16 protein-coding genes and 1 riboswitch are annotated in these 18,911 nt (G+C 38.1%); of the genes, 9 read left to right on the top strand and 7 right to left on the bottom strand.

From position 1 onward, the window contains the following. Positions 1-25: 25 nt before the first annotated feature. Positions 26-1,087: an A/G-specific adenine glycosylase gene (gene mutY, locus ACFE6N_RS00955; RefSeq protein ID WP_378932868.1), complete on the bottom strand. Its 1,062-nt coding sequence runs from the start codon at positions 1,085-1,087 to the stop codon at positions 26-28. Between the two features lie 169 nt (positions 1,088-1,256). Between mutY and ACFE6N_RS00960 the strand changes: the two genes are divergently transcribed. From ACFE6N_RS00960 to ACFE6N_RS00980, 5 genes are all read left to right on the top strand, one after another. Further along, positions 1,257-1,559 carry an HU family DNA-binding protein gene (locus ACFE6N_RS00960; RefSeq protein WP_055909222.1) on the top strand — a complete coding sequence of 101 codons (303 nt, stop codon included), beginning with the start codon at positions 1,257-1,259 and terminating at the stop codon, positions 1,557-1,559. A 10-nt stretch (positions 1,560-1,569) separates the two neighbouring features. Next, positions 1,570-2,448 carry a tetratricopeptide repeat protein gene (locus ACFE6N_RS00965; protein ID WP_378932871.1) on the top strand — a complete coding sequence of 293 codons (879 nt, stop codon included), beginning with the start codon at positions 1,570-1,572 and terminating at the stop codon, positions 2,446-2,448. A gap of 279 nt (positions 2,449-2,727) precedes the next feature. Then, positions 2,728-4,278 (top strand): Rne/Rng family ribonuclease, encoded by a 1,551-nt coding sequence (locus ACFE6N_RS00970; RefSeq protein WP_134204339.1) that lies wholly within the window; start codon positions 2,728-2,730, stop codon positions 4,276-4,278. A gap of 198 nt (positions 4,279-4,476) precedes the next feature. Next, positions 4,477-5,853, top strand: a complete 1,377-nt coding sequence (gene radA / locus ACFE6N_RS00975; protein WP_378932874.1) for a DNA repair protein RadA — start codon at positions 4,477-4,479, stop codon at positions 5,851-5,853. A 328-nt stretch (positions 5,854-6,181) separates the two neighbouring features. Continuing rightward, positions 6,182-6,646 (top strand): DUF4920 domain-containing protein, encoded by a 465-nt coding sequence (locus ACFE6N_RS00980; protein ID WP_134204345.1) that lies wholly within the window; start codon positions 6,182-6,184, stop codon positions 6,644-6,646. A gap of 227 nt (positions 6,647-6,873) precedes the next feature. Here the strand turns inward: ACFE6N_RS00980 and ACFE6N_RS00985 are convergent, their stop codons facing one another. After that, positions 6,874-7,938, bottom strand: coding sequence for a branched-chain amino acid aminotransferase (locus tag ACFE6N_RS00985; RefSeq protein WP_134204347.1), 1,065 nt, complete (start codon positions 7,936-7,938; stop codon positions 6,874-6,876). Positions 7,939-8,081: 143 nt separating this feature from the next. Next, positions 8,082-9,047, bottom strand: a complete 966-nt coding sequence (locus ACFE6N_RS00990) for a tryptophan 2,3-dioxygenase family protein (RefSeq protein WP_378932878.1) — start codon at positions 9,045-9,047, stop codon at positions 8,082-8,084. Between the two features lie 63 nt (positions 9,048-9,110). Continuing rightward, a riboswitch (Fluoride riboswitch) is annotated at positions 9,111-9,173 on the top strand. An 18-nt stretch (positions 9,174-9,191) separates the two neighbouring features. Between ACFE6N_RS00990 and ACFE6N_RS00995 the strand changes: the two genes are divergently transcribed. Further along, complete coding sequence (locus tag ACFE6N_RS00995) at positions 9,192-10,469, top strand: voltage-gated chloride channel family protein (RefSeq protein WP_378932881.1); 1,278 nt, start codon at positions 9,192-9,194, stop codon at positions 10,467-10,469. Positions 10,470-10,614: 145 nt separating this feature from the next. Here ACFE6N_RS00995 and ACFE6N_RS01000 read toward each other — a convergent pair whose 3' ends face one another. The 3 genes from ACFE6N_RS01000 to ACFE6N_RS01010 all read right to left on the bottom strand — a co-directional run bounded on the left by ACFE6N_RS01000 (position 10,615) and on the right by ACFE6N_RS01010 (position 13,720). Next, a complete protein-coding gene (locus ACFE6N_RS01000) occupies positions 10,615-11,214 on the bottom strand; it encodes a transposase (protein ID WP_378932884.1) in 600 nt (199 codons plus the stop codon). 242 nt (positions 11,215-11,456) lie between these two features. Then, positions 11,457-12,758: an HAD-IB family phosphatase gene (locus tag ACFE6N_RS01005; protein WP_134204353.1), complete on the bottom strand. Its 1,302-nt coding sequence runs from the start codon at positions 12,756-12,758 to the stop codon at positions 11,457-11,459. After that, complete coding sequence (locus ACFE6N_RS01010; protein ID WP_378932886.1) at positions 12,758-13,720, bottom strand: SDR family NAD(P)-dependent oxidoreductase; 963 nt, start codon at positions 13,718-13,720, stop codon at positions 12,758-12,760. The genes ACFE6N_RS01005 and ACFE6N_RS01010 overlap by 1 nt, the downstream gene beginning before the upstream one ends. A gap of 71 nt (positions 13,721-13,791) precedes the next feature. Here ACFE6N_RS01010 and ACFE6N_RS01015 point away from each other — a divergent pair, with 71 nt between their 5' ends. The 3 genes from ACFE6N_RS01015 (at position 13,792) to ACFE6N_RS01025 (ending at position 17,524) form a co-directional block, all read left to right on the top strand. After that, entirely contained in the window at positions 13,792-14,973 is a 1,182-nt protein-coding gene (locus ACFE6N_RS01015; protein ID WP_378932889.1) for a formimidoylglutamase, read from the top strand. Between the two features lie 137 nt (positions 14,974-15,110). After that, the gene (locus tag ACFE6N_RS01020) at positions 15,111-16,271 is read left to right on the top strand and encodes an ATP-binding protein (protein WP_378932892.1); all 1,161 of its coding nucleotides are present in this window, start codon (positions 15,111-15,113) and stop codon (positions 16,269-16,271) included. Positions 16,272-16,369: 98 nt separating this feature from the next. Then, positions 16,370-17,524, top strand: a complete 1,155-nt coding sequence (locus ACFE6N_RS01025; RefSeq protein ID WP_378932895.1) for a redoxin domain-containing protein — start codon at positions 16,370-16,372, stop codon at positions 17,522-17,524. Positions 17,525-17,631: 107 nt separating this feature from the next. On the opposite strand, the gene purD is transcribed toward ACFE6N_RS01025, so the two are convergent. Beyond that, positions 17,632-18,903, bottom strand: coding sequence for a phosphoribosylamine--glycine ligase (gene purD, locus ACFE6N_RS01030; RefSeq protein ID WP_378932897.1), 1,272 nt, complete (start codon positions 18,901-18,903; stop codon positions 17,632-17,634). Between the last annotated feature and the right edge of the window lie 8 nt (positions 18,904-18,911).

An 18,911-nucleotide genomic window follows, 5' to 3' on the forward strand; every position in this document is an offset into this window, starting at 1 on the left:
ACAAATGCGCCATATAAGATGGTTATTATTCCATTTTGTCCTTATAAAAATATTCCTGAACAAAATCATGGATTACTTTTGGCTGCGGCAACTCATCTAATTTATTCAAAGAAACCCAATTAAGTTCCTTTTGTTTATTAAAGTTAAATATATAATTTTTTAATGCAAAAAATTGCACATGGATTATTTGGTGTGTTAAAACGTGTTTTTTAGCACTTATCAAACTAAATTCGGCATGATTTCCAAATACCGATTTTACCTGATCAATAAATAATGAATCTTTCCATTCATATTGTTGAGTCGTTTCTATACTAGGGAAATCATATAAATGCTGCCAAACATCACCCGCCTGCCTCTCTCTGATCAACACCCTATCATCTTCAAAACAAATAAAATAATTGAGGTATCGATGTTTCTGTGCGGCTTTACGGATTTTAACCGGTAACGCATTTACCTGATCATAATTGAACGCATAACAATCCTGACTGAGCGGACAAATGCCGCAATTGGGCGATTTTGGTTTACACTGTATTGCCCCAAACTCCATAATAGCCTGGTTATAAAGGGCAGGATCTTCCTTATATAACAAATCGTTCGCCAAAGCATAAAACTCTTTTTTACCAGCAGGACTATTTATTGGAGTAGCTAAACCATAAAACCTGGACAGCACCCTAAACACATTTCCATCTACCACAGCCCGTGCTTCTCCTGAGGAAAATGAAGAGATTGCTGCAGCAGTATACTCACCAATTCCTTTTAATTTTATGAGCTCATCATGCAGATTCGGGAAGATTCCACCATAATCCTGCACCACAATACGGGCTGTTGCATGCATATTCCTTCCTCTGGAATAATAACCCAAACCCTGCCAAATCTTTAGAACTTTGGCTTCTGTTGCATGGGCAAAGTCGGTAACTGTTGGGAAATTTTCCAAAAACCGATTGAAGTATGGAAGCCCCTGCTCTACTCTGGTTTGTTGCAATATAACCTCTGATAACCAGATGATATAAGCATCATTGGTGTGCCTCCATGGCAGGTCCCTTTTATTGATCAGGTACCAATTGATGAGTTCATTTTGAAATGTCATTCCCGCAAATTACGGTCTATTTATCCAATTAAAAAAAAACTTGCAATAGTCTGATAACCCTGCCGATAAAAAAATCATCTTTTATTTCCCTATCTCATTAAAAAGCAATACTTTTGCAACCCCAAAACAGTAGTAATATTAAAACATAATATATAATAAATAATAAAATATGACTAAGGCAGATATTATTTCAGAAATATCAACAAAAACCGGAATTGAGAAGGTTGATGTACAGGAAACAGTTGAGGCATTTTTCAAGGTTATCAAAACCAGCATGATTGGCGGTGAAAATGTATACGTTAGAGGCTTCGGGAGCTTTGTTGTTAAAAAGAGAGCGCAAAAAACTGCGAGAAATATCTCAAAAAACACTGCAATAATCATCCCTGAACACTTCGTTCCTAGCTTTAAACCAGCAAAAGTATTTGTTGATAAAGTGAAAAGTAATTCAAAAAAAATTAAAGTAGAAGCCTAAGTCTTAATATATGAATAGCAACATCAGATCAAAACAAACCATTGTTATTGGAGCGATTGTATTGCTTGTTGCGTTCTTATTTACCAGAGACATTAAGGGTTTGGTTAAGCCAACGGAAGAAAATGGAAAAATGCCTTCAAGTGGCCAAATGGCCGGAGCGGCATCTCCATCACCAGCATCGGTACTAAACCTCGAAACTTCCTCTACAGCTGCAAAGAATGTAATCAATAAAAATTTGGCTACAGATATTACAGCATTAGAAAACAGCTACAAAGGCGCAAATGGCACAGAAAAGATTCAATTTGCCAAACAATTGGCCCAGAAATGGGACGATGTTGAACAAATTACCCCATCTGCCCTGTATTTAGAAGTTGTAGCCGAAGGCGAACCATCCACAAAATCGTGGTTAGCTGCCGGAAATCAATTTATAAAAGCTTTTGAGAGCACACAAGACAGCTTAGCGCAGCCTGCTTTACTGCAAAAAGCCAATATGTCTTACAAAAAAGCATTAGAGAAGGACTCTACAAACATTGAAGCTAAAACAGGCTTAGGTGTAACCATAGTAAACGGCTTGGGCGCACCAATGCAAGGTATTGCAATGTTGTTGGAAGTTGTGGCTAAAGAACCTAAAAATGTAAAGGCCAATATGAATTTAGGGTTGTTCTCGATAAAATCAGGTCAGTTTGACAAAGCAATTCCCCGTTTTAATACGGTAATTGCTACAGCTCCGACCCCTGAAGCCTATTTTTATTTAGGAACAGCTTTAGAAAATTTAGGCAGAAATAAAGAAGCAGTTGATGCTTACCTATCAAGCAAAAAATTAGCGGCTAACCCAACCTTATCTTCTTTTATTGATAAGAAGGTGGCTGAACTAAAGAATAAAAATTAATTAACAGATTAATAAAAACATTTAAAACTTAAAACTATGCCAAGCGGTAAAAAAAGAAAAAGACATAAAATGGCCACCCACAAACGTAAAAAACGTTTAAGAAAAAACAGACATAAGAAAAAATAGTTTCTTATTTTGATTAAGCCAGTTAAACCTCATAGCAAACGCTATGAGGTTTAAACAATTTATATGATTTTTAAATTGTATATCTTTTGGCTACGTCACTGTTTTTATTTACTATCCATTTGTTAATAGGCGAAAGCCTTAAATCTGTAGCTGTTGGTAAAAGAATTAATTATCAATTCGACTCCTGCCGGAGTTACCATAGCGTTGATTGAAGACAAACAACTTGTTGAGCTTCACAAAGAACAAATCAATACTAATTACGCCGTAGGCGATATTTATTTAGGCCGCATTAAAAAAATTATGCCGGGCCTGAATGCTGCTTTCGTGGATGTTGGTTATGAAAAAGATGCTTTTTTGCATTACTTTGATTTGGGCCCTCAGGTGCAATCTTTAATTAAGCTAACGAAGATCAAGCGTAATGGCTCGGTTACAGGCACATTATTAGATAATTTAAAGCTAGAAGCCGATATTAATAAGGCAGGCAAAATTTCTGATGTGCTGAGTAAAAACATGCTCCTACCTGTACAAATTGCTAAAGAACCAATTTCTACAAAAGGTCCGCGTTTAAGTTCCGACATTTCGATTGCCGGCAGGTATGTGGTACTGGTGCCATTCTCCAATACCATATCCGTATCAAAAAAAATTAAAAGTAATACCGAACGTAATCGGTTAAAAAAGATTATCGAAAGTATTAAACCTCAAAATTTTGGGGTCATTATCAGGACCGTTTCTGAGGGCAGAGGGGTTGCCGAAATGCAAAAAGATCTTTTGGATTTAATTGCCAAGTGGGAAAACTTCGTTAAAAAGATGCCATCTACCGAACCTTCAAAAAGAGTTTGGGGAGAAATGGACAGATCATCAACGTTAATCCGTGATATTCTGAATCCTGATTTTACAAACGTTTACGTTAGTACTCCGGATCTGTACGATGACATCCGTTCTTATGTTCACGATATTTCCCCTGAAATGGAAAAAATCGTAAAACTTTATAAACAGAAAGAACCGATATTTGATCATTTTGGTATAGAAAAGCAGATTAAAAATGCTTTCGGAAAAACAGTAAACCTGCCGGGTGGTGCCTACCTGGTTGTTGAGCATACTGAAGCACTCCACGTAATAGACGTGAACAGTGGAAACCGTACTGCCAGTAAAGAAAATCAAGAAGAAAATGCTTTACAGGTAAATAAAGAGGCGGCTAAAGAAATTGCCCGTCAATTGCGCTTGCGCGATATGGGCGGTATTGTGGTAATCGATTTTATCGACATGCACAAACCAACAAACCGTAAAATACTATTCGATTATTTGCGTGAGCTGATGTTATTGGATAGAGCCAAACACACTATCCTGCCTCCAAGCAAATTTGGTTTGGTACAAATTACCAGACAGCGTGTTCGTCCGGAAATGAATATTGTTACGGTAGAAAAATGCCCGACCTGCGATGGGACCGGGGAAATTAAAGCGAGTATCGTTTTAATGGATGATATTGAAAACAACCTTAATTATATTTTAAGAGAACAGAATGAAAAAGGGGTAACGCTTTGTGTGCACCCTTACATTGAAGCTTATATTACAAAAGGCATTTTCAACCTTCAACGCCGCTGGTTCTTTAAGTACGGCCAGTGGATTAAAGTTAAAGCGCAATCATCGTATCATTTAACTGAGTTTCACTTTATCTCTGCTAAAGACGAAGAGATTAAATTGTAACTGAAAAAATTAACTGAAAGCCTGGGTCAAATCCAGGCTTTTTTGTTTTTACCGGTAGCGATTTGTAGTCCCCATTTCAAAACAACGGATTCTTTTGTTGATTATAAATCCACTATTCATATGGTTGAGATAAATCTCGACCAGTGGTATTCAAACCTCAATGAGAAAAACTAAATTCGTAATCTAAATTTTAATCAATTGGCAAAATCAAAAACCGCATACTTCTGTCAGAGCTGTGGATACGAATCAGCAAAATGGCTAGGCAAATGTCCTTCCTGCAATCAATGGAATACCTTTGTAGAAGAAATTGTAGAAAAAAGTCCGCCATCAGTTCCAACCTGGAAAAGTGATACCGCAAGTCGCAAACTAAGCAAGCCGAGCAAAGTCAGCGAAATACAATCTTCAACGGAGCGTAGGATATTAACGGGTGATAAAGAATTGGATCGCGTATTGGGAGGTGGCCTGGTAGAAGGATCATTGGTATTAATCGGTGGCGAACCAGGCATCGGAAAATCGACCCTGATGCTGCAACTGGCCTTAAATTTAGAAGGTAAAAAACTACTTTATATATCCGGAGAAGAAAGCGAACAGCAGATAAAAATGCGGGCAGAAAGGATTCAGAAAAGCCCATCGTCTAACTGTTACATCCTGACCGAGACATCAACGCAAAATATCTTTAAACAAATCGAAATTTTAGAACCAGAGATCCTGGTGGTCGATTCTATCCAAACACTCCATTCAGCTCATATCGATTCCACTCCCGGCAGTGTATCACAGGTAAGGGAATGTACTGCTGAGCTATTGCGCTTTGCAAAAGAAACCGGTGTACCCGTTTTCCTTATTGGCCACATTACTAAAGACGGCGCCATTGCAGGACCTAAAATACTCGAACATATGGTTGATACGGTTTTGCAGTTCGAAGGCGACAGGCATCACGTTTATCGTATTCTGAGATCCATCAAAAACCGTTTTGGAGCAGCTGCAGAACTGGGTATATATGAAATGCAGGGAAGTGGCTTAAGAGAAGTTTCCAATCCTTCTGAAATTTTGTTATCACAGCGTGATGAAGAGCTGAGCGGAATAGCTATAGCTGCAACATTAGAAGGCGCCAGACCGATGCTGATTGAAACGCAGGCTCTGGTAAGTTCGGCAGCATATGGAACCCCACAACGTTCCGCAACAGGTTTCGATACCAAAAGAATGAATATGCTCTTAGCTGTTTTAGAAAAACGATGTGGCTTTAGGTTAAGTACACAGGATGTTTTCCTGAATATCGCGGGCGGAATAAGAGTTGAAGATCCGGCGATAGACCTGGCCGTGCTGATTGCCATCATATCATCTCAGCAGGATATTTCCGTTTCTTCAAAAATTTGTTTTGCTGCAGAAGTGGGGCTATCAGGCGAAATCAGGGCCGTTAACCGTATAGAACAACGCATTGCCGAAGCAGACAAACTGGGCTTTGAAACCATTTATATCTCTAAATACAATTTGAAAGGGATTTCAAAAGAAAAATATAACCTTGAAATTAAAGCAGTAAGTAAGATAGAAGAAGTCTTCAGCCTGGTTTTTGGGTAAAAAATAGTATTGTGGAAATAACTCAACAACATTCCTCATATAGGAGATAATTTTCCACATTTAGTACTTATAGCAACGAATAATAGATACAAATACAAAAAATAACTATTTGAATATTAGAATATTACCAAAAATAAGTAAGAAAACTAAAGTTTTGGTTTTTAGTTTGCCTTAAAAAATAAGACAAGTAAATCATAGCGTTTGATTTACATAATATTAGGGATGATTTTCCCCGCTAACGGATGTTAGCGGGGTGTTTTTTGTTTTCAATATTTAGAAAAAATTTAGATAACTTTGATTAGGCTATAACCAAATCAATTATAAAACCATGAAAAAAATTATCCTAAGCTTAAGTTTTTGCTTATTTACAGTATTGACATTTGCTCAAACAGCATATAACGGTCAAAAATTTGGAGAAGAAGTTAAACCAGGGAATGTAAAACCGGCCGCCAAGATGGAAGCAGCAATGGGCGACAAAAAAACGGTTGATATGAAAATCGAAGGCAAAGTGGTAGATGTATGTAAGAAAAAGGGCTGCTGGATCACATTGGAAATGCCTAATGGCGATCCTATGCGGGTAACTTTTAAAGATTACGCTTTCTTTATGCCAATGGACATCGTAGGCAAAAAAGTAGTTTTAGATGGCCTGGCGAAGAAACAGACTATCTCAGTAGAAACCTTACGCCATTATGCGGAAGATGCTAAAAAATCTCCTGAAGAAGTAGCAAAAATTACTGATCCTAAAAAAGAACTGGCTTTTGAAGCTAAAGGGGTAGTGATTTTAGATAAATAAGAATATCCTTTTATATCTATTCGTCACCTTGAACCGAGCTTTACCGAGCTCACCGAAGTATTTCATTTCAGGATATTTATAGCATGAAAGATGCTGACCACGTAGTAGCTACAAGATAATTGAAAACTATCTATACTTATAAAATAAATTCAGCATGACGATAATAGAAAACAAGAAACCCCGATGCAGATGCTGCATCGGGGTTTTATCTTTAATGGGATTTCGGCTTACAAAACCCAGTTCCAGCCAAACTCATCAGGCGCTAAACCATAACGAATATCATTTAGTTTCTTAGCAATGCCATTTGAAATATGTCTAGTAGCAGGATCAGTTAATTTATAAATCTGTCCATTATAGCCCATTTCGCCCACGTGTGTTACGGTAGCCGCAGTTCCGGCAGCAAATGCTTCAGTTAAGCTTCCGTTTTCTATTCCTTCAATCACTTCCTTAACAGAAACCCTACGTTCCTCAACCTCTACTCCGGCCTCTTTAGCCAGCTTAATAATTGTATCACGCGTTACACCATCTAAAACGGTACTGCGTACTGATGGCGTAACCAATTTACCATTAATTACAAAAAGCAAATTGGCGGTTCCAGCTTCTTCAATAAACTCATGCGTTACCGAATCTGTCCAGATCAATTGATCGTAACCTTCTTTTTTAGCTTGCTCAAAAGGATATAATGAACGGGCATAATTTCCGGCTGTTTTGGCAAAGCCAACACCACCTTCGTCTGCGCGTGTAAATTCAGTTTCAACTTTAACTTTTAATGCATTGCTATAATATGGACCTGTTGGCGTGGTTAACAGAACGAATTTATAGGTATCTGAAGCCTTAACACCCAGATATGGGTCCATGGCGAACATTACCGGACGGATATATAAAGCGTAATCTTCCTGATTTGGCACCCACTTTTCATCAACATTGATCAACGCAGCCAAACCCTGCATAAAAATTTCTTCAGGAACAGCCGGCATCGACATTCTTGCTGCTGATTTGTTAAAGCGTTCGAAATTTTTATCGGCACGAAACACACTGATTTTCCCGTCTGGTTGACGATAAGCCTTTAACCCTTCAAAAATTGCCTGCCCATAATGAAGGGCAGAAATTGCAGGGCTCATCGGAATGGGGCCATAAGGAAGAATTTGCAAGTTCTTCCATTCGCCATCCTCGTAATCGGCAGTAAACATGTGATCGGTAAAAACCTTACCGAAAGGTAATTGTGAAAAATCAGTAACCGTTAATCTTGTTTGATCTGTTTTGGTGATTTTTATATCTAATGTCTCGGTCATATTATTGAATTTTGAATGAGTGATCTTTGAATGGGTTGAATGAGTGTATCTTGCAATTCATCATTCTGTCATTCTCTAATTCAATCATTAATTATTTGCGCAAATTAAGAAAAAACAGCCTTTTTTAATAGCTTTTTGCAATATTAATCTTTGTTTTTGAGTGTTTTAAGTACACTAAGCACCCAGCTTTTGCCCCACTCTTCCGTTTGCTCATCACTCCATAAAAACGGATAAAAGATTCGCTTCTGAAAACGCGGCGGCAGATACTTTTGCCAGTTGGTTCCACCAGTTGCCGCAATATCAACCGGGTCTTTCTCCAAATAACGTACAGCCGATTTATAATGTGACAGAGGCCATTCTACATTAACGTACAGGTCGAGTTTACGCAATTCATCAGCAAGTGCGGAAACATCCGCTCCATTAGCCTGCAATTTATGGTATAGCGCTGAGAAATTAGTTGAAGTGCGGTTTTTGGCCAATTGCAAAAACTGAACCGCATACTTATTGATAAATTGCTTTAAAGTTAAAGTCTGCTTACCTGACGCCAGTTCCGTTGCACCGAATTTCCAATAAATATTTTCAAACTGTTCTTCTATTGTTGCAGTGCTTAGTTCTTCACGTTTGGATTTATCTACGAGCCGGATAAAATCCGTAGCGCAGATTTCGATCATCCGGTACTGGCCAGATTGGAATCCACTTGCTGGTAGCAATGACATCCGGAATTTCAAAAACTGTTCTTTTTCCATACCGTCAACCATCACCTCAAATGAATTGGTTAAGGCATTAAAATAAGCATTGATCCGTTTTACGCGCGCCGTAAAAAATTCGACGGTTAAATTCTCATGTTCCGCAATCTGCCGGCACTCGTGCAGGGCAAGTTTAAAATAGAGTTCGGTAATCTGGTGGTACATGATGAAAATCTCTTCATCAGGAATTGGTGTTTTGGGGTTCTGCAGGCTTAGCAGCGTATCTAAGTGGATGTAATCCCAATAGGTCAGGAAATCAGCATATAGAAGTCCATCAAGATACGATGCCATATCCTGACCCATTGCCGTGTATTTTTCCTGTAGGCGGTGTAGTTTGTCTTTTATTTCGGGTGTAAAATCCATGGTTTAAAGTTAGTTGCACAAAGGTGATAAAGATTTTGCAACAAATAACTAAATTTTATACATTTGAAACATGGCGATGGGGTACCGCCAAAACCGCCCAAACAGGCTGATGACTCCTACGATTTTAGATAAAATTGAATACAAATGCCTGTTAAAAAACTAACAGAAGGATTTCTTCTGTCTACCAAAAGCTTTATTAAACTCGACTTCGGATTACTCTTAGCGAGTACCGTAAAATGGCTGTTCATCTCTTCCATACTGGGTGCAGTTATCGGCTCTGCCTCTGCCCTGTTTTTAGAAACTTTGAACTGGGCAACCAATTACCGTGAACAACACCTGTGGATGATTGCCCTTTTACCCGTCGCAGGTTTAGTTATTGGCCTGTCGTACCATTACTATGGCGCAAAGGTTGTTAAAGGAAACAATCTTTTGATTGAGGAGTTACAATCACCAAAAAATATAATTCCGCTGATTATGGCGCCGCTTATTTTTGCGGGTACGATTATCACCCATTTATTTGGCGGATCAGCTGGCAGAGAGGGTACAGCTGTACAAATTGGCGGAGCCTTTGCAGACCAGTTTACGAAACTGTTTAAGCTTAAAGCAAGAGACCGCAAAGTGATTCTCATCTGTGGAATCAGTGCTGGTTTTGCCTCTGTTTTCGGAACTCCGCTGGCAGGTGCAGTATTCGGATTAGAGGTTTTTGTAATTGGAAGTTTAAGTTACAGTTCAATTCTTCCTTCATTTGTCACGGCAATTATTGCTGATTATACCTGTAAAGCCTGGGGTGTTGGGCATACCCATTACTCCATAGCTGCTGTACCCGAAATAGATTCGATAAACCTATTGTTATCTTTAGCTGCAGGGATATTATTTGGCCTTGCAGCAAGAACTTTCTCTACCTTAAACCATGCGCTATCTCGTCTTTTCGCTAAAATTAACTATCCGCCATTACGGCCTTTTATCGGGGGCATCATTTTGGTTGGAATTATATACCTCATTGGGAATACACGATATATTGGTTTGGGCATTCCGGTTATTTCAGAATCCTTTATAAAGCAAGAAGCCTACTACACCTTTGCAATCAAGTTATTTTTAACTGCATTTACGTTAAGTGCAGGGTTTAAGGGCGGCGAGGTTACGCCACTGTTCTTTATAGGTGCCACACTGGGTAGCTTTTTAAGTTTTTTTATCCCCTTACCGATTAGCCTGCTGACAGGTATGGGTTTCGTGGCTGTTTTTGCGGGGGCAGCGAACACACCTTTGGCCTGTATTTTTATGGGAATAGAGTTATTTGGTGCGTCATCGGGAATTTATATTGCCCTGGCCTGCGTTACGGCTTACCTATTTTCCGGCCATACCGGTATTTATAAATCGCAGACAATCGGAGCACCTAAGCATTTGTTGTTGAAAAGGCATTAACAGGTAGCTTTGACAACCTTCTTTGCCATTCACTAAAAGATTGTCAAAGCTAATTCCAAAAATAAATTCTTAAACTTATAAAACCTGATGTTAGATTTATTGAATTTTGATACTTAAAGCTTTTGAAGTTTTACAGATAAGCCTATTAAAGCTCGTCAAAAAGAATAGCCTCCTGAATGTCAGAGTGAAATCGTAAATATCCTGCTTTTCCTCCAAAGCAATTCAATACTTCTTTTTTTTTTAATTTAGTATCTGAATCTGATAAAATCCTATTGTATGAACTCCACTTCCAATCTCTGAAACTGACTACCAGATTGTGCTTCTGTGGATTTGCATGAATGTAATAAATGAGTCTGATTAAGTAGGATTCATTATCTACTTTGGCTCTTTTAAATGGCGTTTGAAATAATGTCCCTATCCTTTTGTGCTGAGTATTAAATGCCAATGCATAGGACTGAAAAAACACTCTGAACTGTTTGCTAACTATATCATGCACGGAAAAATCACGCATTGGATTTGTAACCTTTAAACCTTCTTTAACTCGGATCAGCAAATGAAAATGATTTCCTAACAAACAATATGCATACACCTCTAAGACCTTGAAAAGGTATTGATCAAGCTTCTTTAAAAAAAACCTGTAATTAGCTTCTGATTTAAAAAGTGGTTGCCTATCTATCGACCGGTTATAAATGTGATAGAATTTTCCTTCTTCAAATTTAGTATAATAGTGTTCTGTCTTTGCCATAAGGATACCGCATAAACCAATATACTAAAAAGCTTTGACAACCTACAGGCATTAGTTGATAAGTTGGTCAAGCTGACACTCAAATTAGCAGAATATGTTTAATTTTGCCATAAGGATACCGCATAAATTAATATACTTAAAAAGCTTTGACACCTACCGGCCGATAGCCGATAAGGTTGTCAAAGCTGATAAGCCAATTCCTTAAATCAAGATTTTTAGGTATTCCATCATCCCTTTTACATCTAATACAGCACCCTAAATTTTATCGTTTGTTCAATCTTTTTAAGCGATTTAAACAATTGTTTGTCGTATTCTGTATTAATATCGGTAATGGCGTATCCGATATCAGGATTAGTCATTAAAAACTGGCTCACAATATTAATATCGTGTTTGGCAAAAACGGTATTGATTTTGGCCATGATGCCCGGAACGTTTTTGTGGATATGAATTAAACGGTGCGATTTATCGATTTTCGGCAATTGCAGATTTGGAAAATTAGCACTTAAATAGGTTGCGCCTGTGTTCATAAAATCGGCCACTCGTTTCGGGATAAAACTAATGTTACGAGGGTTGTTTTTTGGATCGTCAAAAACCACAATACCTTGTTTGGTACACAAACCTAGATCTAATTTGTTTTTTGCACTTCCCAGATATCCGATAGTTTTTAGCTTAGCGGCGTTTTTTAATTGCTCTTTGCTGATTTTTTCACCATCTGCTAAAACGATAATTCCAACGTCTTTTACATATTTGTCTTCAAATGAAGCTTTATGCCTGATGGATAGACCATCATTTTTTAGAATGGAAATTGTTAAGGGATCAACCTCACCAATCACCAGGCATAGGATTCTATTTTTAGGATAGGAAATTGCACGTGGCAGATCATTTACGTAAAGAAACTCGTCGAAACTTGGTGTAACATGGTCTGCTTTGGAAACAATACTTTCACGGGCAATATTTTCTGTAAAGGCAAAAAACTTATTAATGATCCCGCTTTCGCGTAACTGGAAATCAGAATAACCATCACCTATACCAAATAACTCGCCTTCCAGCTTTAAATGCTGAAGCAATTTTACTTTGCCACCTTCTTCGCTCAAAGGATTGGCATGATCGTAATCTATAATTTTGCCATCACCCGTGGTTACAAAAGTATTGGCATAAATATTTTCCTTTTTAATATGGTACTGGCTTACCACCGGGGTAATAAATTCCTTAAAGCCTCCGGAAACAATCAAAACGTCATCTGCATGCTTCTTAAAAAATTCGGCATTACGCGAAAAAGATGTAGATACTTTCTTTTTTAAATGTTTAATGAGCTGCTTTAAATGATCCTCATTCGCTTCGAGCAGTTTAACACGTTGTGCTAAACTTTCGGAGAAGGAAAGTTTTCCTTCCATGGCAAAATTGGTATAATCTTCAATCTTTTGAAAAATCGCTTCTTTATCTGGGTGGTTCTTTAGCGAAATCCGGGCAAGTTCATCAAGGGCTTCTACCTGTGTAAAGGTACTATCAAAATCGATGATGTAATAAGCTTTTTGTTTGGGCATTATCTTAAATGTTGGGTAATTTCTTTTATACTTTCGGCAACTGGCTTAAAACTAATGCCTGTTACCGTCTTTACTTTATCATTACTATAATAACTTAAGGTTAAACTACTTTTGGCAGCATCCTTAGTGATTGACGGCTGTTTACCAGTAAATATAGATATCAATTTTAGTGCCCTCCAGGCTATTCCAAGCATCCATGGTTTTGCTTCCTTTGATGGTGCTTTAACACCGAAGCCTTTAGCAATATCACTGAACAGTTCTTTATAATGGTAGTCATCTGCAGAAATGATATACCGTTCTCCTGATACTTCGGCATCCATTAACATTATCATTGCTTTGGCCACATCTTCAACATCTACAAAACCCGAAGCTCCGTTGGTATAAAATGGAAAACCATCTTTTACCAATTTAAAAATTGCTCCACTTCCTTCGAATCCGGCATTTTTACCAATAATTACAGAGGGGTTAACAATAACAGCATCCATCCCTTCATTAATTCCCCGCCAAACCTCCATTTCTCCTTCGTATTTGGACAAACCGTAAGCATGCGCTTTTGCATCATATTCCCAAAAATCTGTTTCGGTAATTTTATGACCCTTTTTTGCATTGCCCAGTGCGGCCACCGAACTAACATGCAATAGCCTGCAATTATTTTCGGCGCAAAGGTTAACCATGTTCGATGTACCTTTAATATTTACATGAAAAAGCTGTTTTTTATCTTTAGGGTTAAAGGATACGAATGCAGCGCAATGATAAACTTTGGTAACACCTGTAAAAGCATCCTCTAAAGTAGCGGGATCATTAATATCGGCTTCAAACCATTCAATTAAAGGAATGTTTTCAAGCAAGGCGGGTATTTTAGATTGTTCTCGTTTGAGCGCCCGAACAGATAAACCACTGTTGGTTAACTGCTTAATCAATTCAGATCCTAAAAATCCAGTTCCTCCGGTTACCAGTATCATTTTATTTTTTTCGGGCTATATGTGAAAATACGCATTCAAAAATAGATATTTGAGCCGAGAGTTTTAAATATATGTCATTAACGGATTTCTTTTCACCCATCAACCCCGAAAGTTTTACGCCCAAACAAGGTTTTTTTACAAGTCAGTTAGGGTTAAAAGCGCAGATCTATACCGAATCTTTTCCCGATTTTGAGGAACAGACCTACGACCTGGCCATTTTTGGGGTACTTGATGGAAGAGGCGCCGTTAATAATGAGGGCTGTGCCCTGGCTCCCGACTATTTCAGAGAGAAATTTTACCGATTGAATGAAGGTGCTTTTAAAAGCCGGATTGTTGATTTAGGTAATATTAAACATGGTGCAACCATTGCTGATACCTATATCGCCATCAAAATGGCGGTTTCTGAATTGATTAAAAAAGACATTATTCCAATTATTATTGGCGGCGGACAAGACTTAACCTATGGCCAATACTTGGGTTATGAAGATTTGGAGCAAAAAGTTGATCTGGTGATTATTGATAACCAATTCGATATTGGCGATGATGAACATGAGGGAATTGCCACCCGATCGGATTGTTACCTGAATAAAATTTTCTTACATCAACCCAATTACCTGTTCAATTTCAGCAATGTAGGCTATCAAACTTATTTTGTAAATCAAGAAAGTTTGAGCGTAATGGACAAATTATATTTTGATGTACACCGTTTGGGTGAATTTGCCCAGGATATTACCTTAACAGAGCCCATCATCCGCAATGCCAACATGATCAGCTTTGATATTGGCGCTATCCGGTCTGCTGATGCTGCAGCAAATGCCAATACCACTCCAAATGGTTTTGATGGTGAAGAGGCCTGTCGGATTGCCCGCTACGCCGGCATGAATGATAAGTTAACTTCAATAGGCTTTTACGAGTTTAACCCTGCTTACGACAATAACGGACAAACGGCCTTCTTACTTGCTCAAATGGTATGGTATTTTGTGGATGGATACTACGCCCGTAAAAAGGATTTTCCACTTACACCAAAATCGCAGTATATCATCTATAGAACCAGTTTAAAAGATGGTTCGGGAGAAATGACGTTTGTAAAAAGTAAAAAATCAGACCGTTGGTGGATGCAGGTTCCTTACCCATCTGGCCAATCCAAAAACGAGCGTTATCATTTGGTACCCTGCAGATATGATGATTACCAGATTGCAGTTAATGGCGAGATGCCCGATTTGTGGTGGAGGACCTATCAAAAGCTGAATTAGAAGTTGTGTAATTTCAAAGTGGAAGCCGTGTAATTTCAAAGTGGAAGTTGTGCAATTTCAAAGTGGAAGCCGTGTAATTTCAAAGTGGAAGTTGTATACACTTATCTTTTTTATTACTTTTGACTAAACAAGCAACTATGCAACAGTTAGTTAAAAGGCATATAAGTAAACATATAGAACACCAAAAAAATAAATTTCCTATTATCGCCATTACTGGTCCAAGGCAATCGGGAAAAACTACATTGCTAAAGAATTTATTTAGTAACTACAGATATATTTCCCTTGAAAACCCAGATATTAGGGCATTTGCAACCGAAGATCCTAATGGCTTTTTAAGTGAATATGATGATAAAGTGATTTTTGATGAAGTACAAAGAGCTCCATTACTCTTTTCTTACTTACAGGGATTGGTTGACGAATCTAAAATAATGGGGCAGTTTATTTTATCAGGTTCACAGAATTTTCATTTAATGCATGGCATAACACAAAGCCTTGCGGGAAGGGTAGCACTATTTAAACTTTTACCTTTTGATTTATCGGAGCTTAAAGCCAACAACTTACTTCAGCCTTCGTTTGCAGAGGCCTGTATTAAAGGCTTCTATCCTGCCATTTACGATCGCGAAATAGAACCTAATATATATTTTACCAATTATATACAAACCTATGTAGAAAAAGATGTAACAGAACTTTTAAATATTAAAGATTTGCATGCATTCAGAACCTTTATCGGATTATGCGCCAACCAGGCCGGTCAGTTGCTTAATCTAAGTGCACTAGCTAATGCCTGCAATATATCACAACCGACCGCAAAAAACTGGCTTTCTCTTTTAGAAAGTAGTTATATCATATATCTGCTACAACCCTATCACGAAAATTTTAATAAACGTTTAGTAAAAACACCAAAACTTTACTTTTACGATTCAGGTTTATTGTGCCATTTACTTAAAATTAAAACCAGCGAAGCCCTATTAAAAAATAGGCTAAAAGGAAACATCTTTGAGAACATGGTAATTGCAGAATTCCAAAAACAAAATTATCATAACTACTTAAATAACGAATATTACTTTTGGCAAGATAGCCATGCTAATGAAATAGATCTACTTCAACCAACAGATGAGGGCTTTAGTGTATTTGAAATTAAGGCTACACAAACCGTTACTCCTGATCTTTTTAAAAACATGAATAAGTTTGAAGTTACCGCAAGTTCTAAAAAAGTGGAAAAAACGTTAATTTACGGAGGATCAGAAAACCAAAAACGCAGCCAGTATAAAGTATTAAGTTGGCAACGGATAAAGTAGACGTTTAAGCCATTACAAACAGTATATCATAATTTTACACAGCTATTTACGTTTTAGCGATACAGATTTCTATATTTGAATAGGATTAAACCAACTTCATGAAAAAAATATTATTATCAGCAATGGCTTTATTGCCATTTGCAGCAATGGCGCAGAAGCCATTTACGGTTAATGGCGACATAAAAGGCCTAAAAACCGGAGATAAGGTTTACCTTATCTATCAAACAGATGGTAAAAGCATTACCGACTCGGCAATTGTAACAAACGGTGCTTTTACTTTTAAAGGAAAGCTGGCAAGCCCAACCGGGGGAAGTCTTTTCTTAAACAAAAACCCTTATGTAAACCGCCCGGCACAGGGTGAGAAAATAGATGCCTTATCACTTTATGTAGAGCCTGGAAATATAAAACTGGCTGCGGCAGATTCTTTAAAGAAAGCAACAATTACGGGTTCTCCTGTTAATGATGATGCGAAAAAGTTAAGAGCATTAACTAAACCTGTAGCAGACAAACTTGCGGCAATTAATGCTGAATATGCTGGTTATACACCAGAACAAAAACAAGACAAGGCAGTAATGGAAGCTTTAAGTGCACGTTATGAAAAAGAAGCTGCAGCGATGCCTCCATTATTATTACAGTTTGCCAATAGCAATCCTAAATCATTTGTAAGCCTTAATTCAATAAACCAGCTGACTTCAGATCCTGACCAGGCAGCCGCAGCGCAGAAAGCTTTTGAAGCACTGTCACCTGAGCTTAAGGCGACTTACACAGGTAAAAAAATTGCTCAGATATTTGAAGCAGGAAGAAAGACTGCTGTAGGTGCAATGGCGATGGATTTTACACAGGCTGATACTGCCGGGAAACCAGTTAAATTATCTGATTTTAAAGGTAAATATGTTTTGGTTGATTTTTGGGCATCATGGTGTGGACCATGCCGTCAGGAAAACCCAAATGTGGTAGCCGCCTACAACAAATTTAAAGATAAGGGTTTTACGGTATTGGGTGTTTCGTTGGATGGAGGAAATACTAAAACAACTAAAGCAGCATGGCAAAAAGCCATTGACGCCGACAAGTTAACCTGGACACATGTATCTGATTTGAACGGCTGGAATAACGAAGTGGCTCAAATGTATGGCATCCAATCAATCCCGGCCAATTTCTTAATTGACCCAACAGGTAAAATTATTGCAAAAGGCTTAAGAGAACAGGCTTTACAAGATAAACTTCAGGAATTGTTAGGAAGTAAATCGAAATAAGAAATATGCCTTAAATGAGAAAGTCCCAACTAAAAATTGGGACTTTCTTTATTTTATTGGAAAAATTGACCTCAACTTATTCATATTTTTTTCCAACTCATCTGCTATTAAATCAAATCGAACCCGATATCTTCCCTGAAATATTTCCCATCGAAATAAATCCGGCCAGCATCAGCTGTTGCTGATTGTAAAGCAGTAAACAAATCTTTCTGTAAGCTGGTAATGGCAATTACCCTGCCTCCATTTGTTTTCACTACATCATTTTCTAACAAGGTACCGGCATGGAATGCATTGGAATGACGGAGATTTTCGATTCCGGTAATGGCTTTACCCTTCAGGTAATCGCCTGGATAGCCACCTGCAACAATCATTACAGTAGCAGCTGTTTGTTCTGAAATAACCAATTTAACCTTGTTTAATTGTTTGTTAGCGGTAGCTAAAAACAGTTCTACCAAATCATTTTCCACCCGAGGGATTACGCTTTCAGTTTCAGGATCACCCATCCGTGCGTTATATTCAATTACAAATGGCTCTTCTCCTACTTTAATCAATCCGAAAAAGATAAAACCTGTATAATCTATACTATCTTTCTTTAAACCTTCAACCGTTGGTTTAATGATACGTTCTTCTACTTTGGCCAAAAATTCTGGTGTGGCAAAAGGAACAGGAGAAACGGAACCCATACCACCCGTATTTAAGCCAGTATCGCCCTGACCAATTCTTTTATAATCTTTAGCAGAAGGCAGTGTAATGTAGTTTTCACCATCAGTTAAAATAAACACTGAAAGTTCTATTCCGCTTAAAAATTCTTCGATAACAACTGTTGCGCCAGCTGCACCAAATTTACCGCCAAGCATCAGTTTTAATTCTTCCTGAGCTTCGATGGTTTCGGTGCAAATCAATACTCCTTTACCAGCGGCTAAACCATCAGCTTTTAAAACAACTGGCAAAGCATGGTTTTGCAGGTAAGCCAATCCATCTTCCAAAGTTTCGGGCGTGAAAGATTTTGAAGCCGCGGTAGGAATACCATGACGCTCCATAAATTGTTTAGAGAAATCTTTACTCCCTTCTAAAATGGCTCCTTCTTTTTTAGGCCCTATAACGGGAATGTGGGCAATGGCTTGATCAGCGAGGAAAAAATCATGAATACCATTTACCAAAGGTTCTTCAGGGCCCACAACAACGAGTCCGATGTTTTCAGTAAGCACTACTTTTTTGATAGCATCAAAATCGTTTACACTGATGTTGATGTTGGTACCATAAGCCCCTGTACCTCCGTTACCTGGGGCAATAATTAGTTTATCGCAGTGCGAAGACTGGCTTAATTTCCAAGCGAATGCGCTTTCTCTGCCGCCTGAACCTAAAAGTAAGATATTCATACCGGCAA

The organism is Pedobacter sp. BG31 (assembly GCF_042464845.1).
GTDB lineage: Bacteria > Bacteroidota > Bacteroidia > Sphingobacteriales > Sphingobacteriaceae > Pedobacter > Pedobacter suwonensis.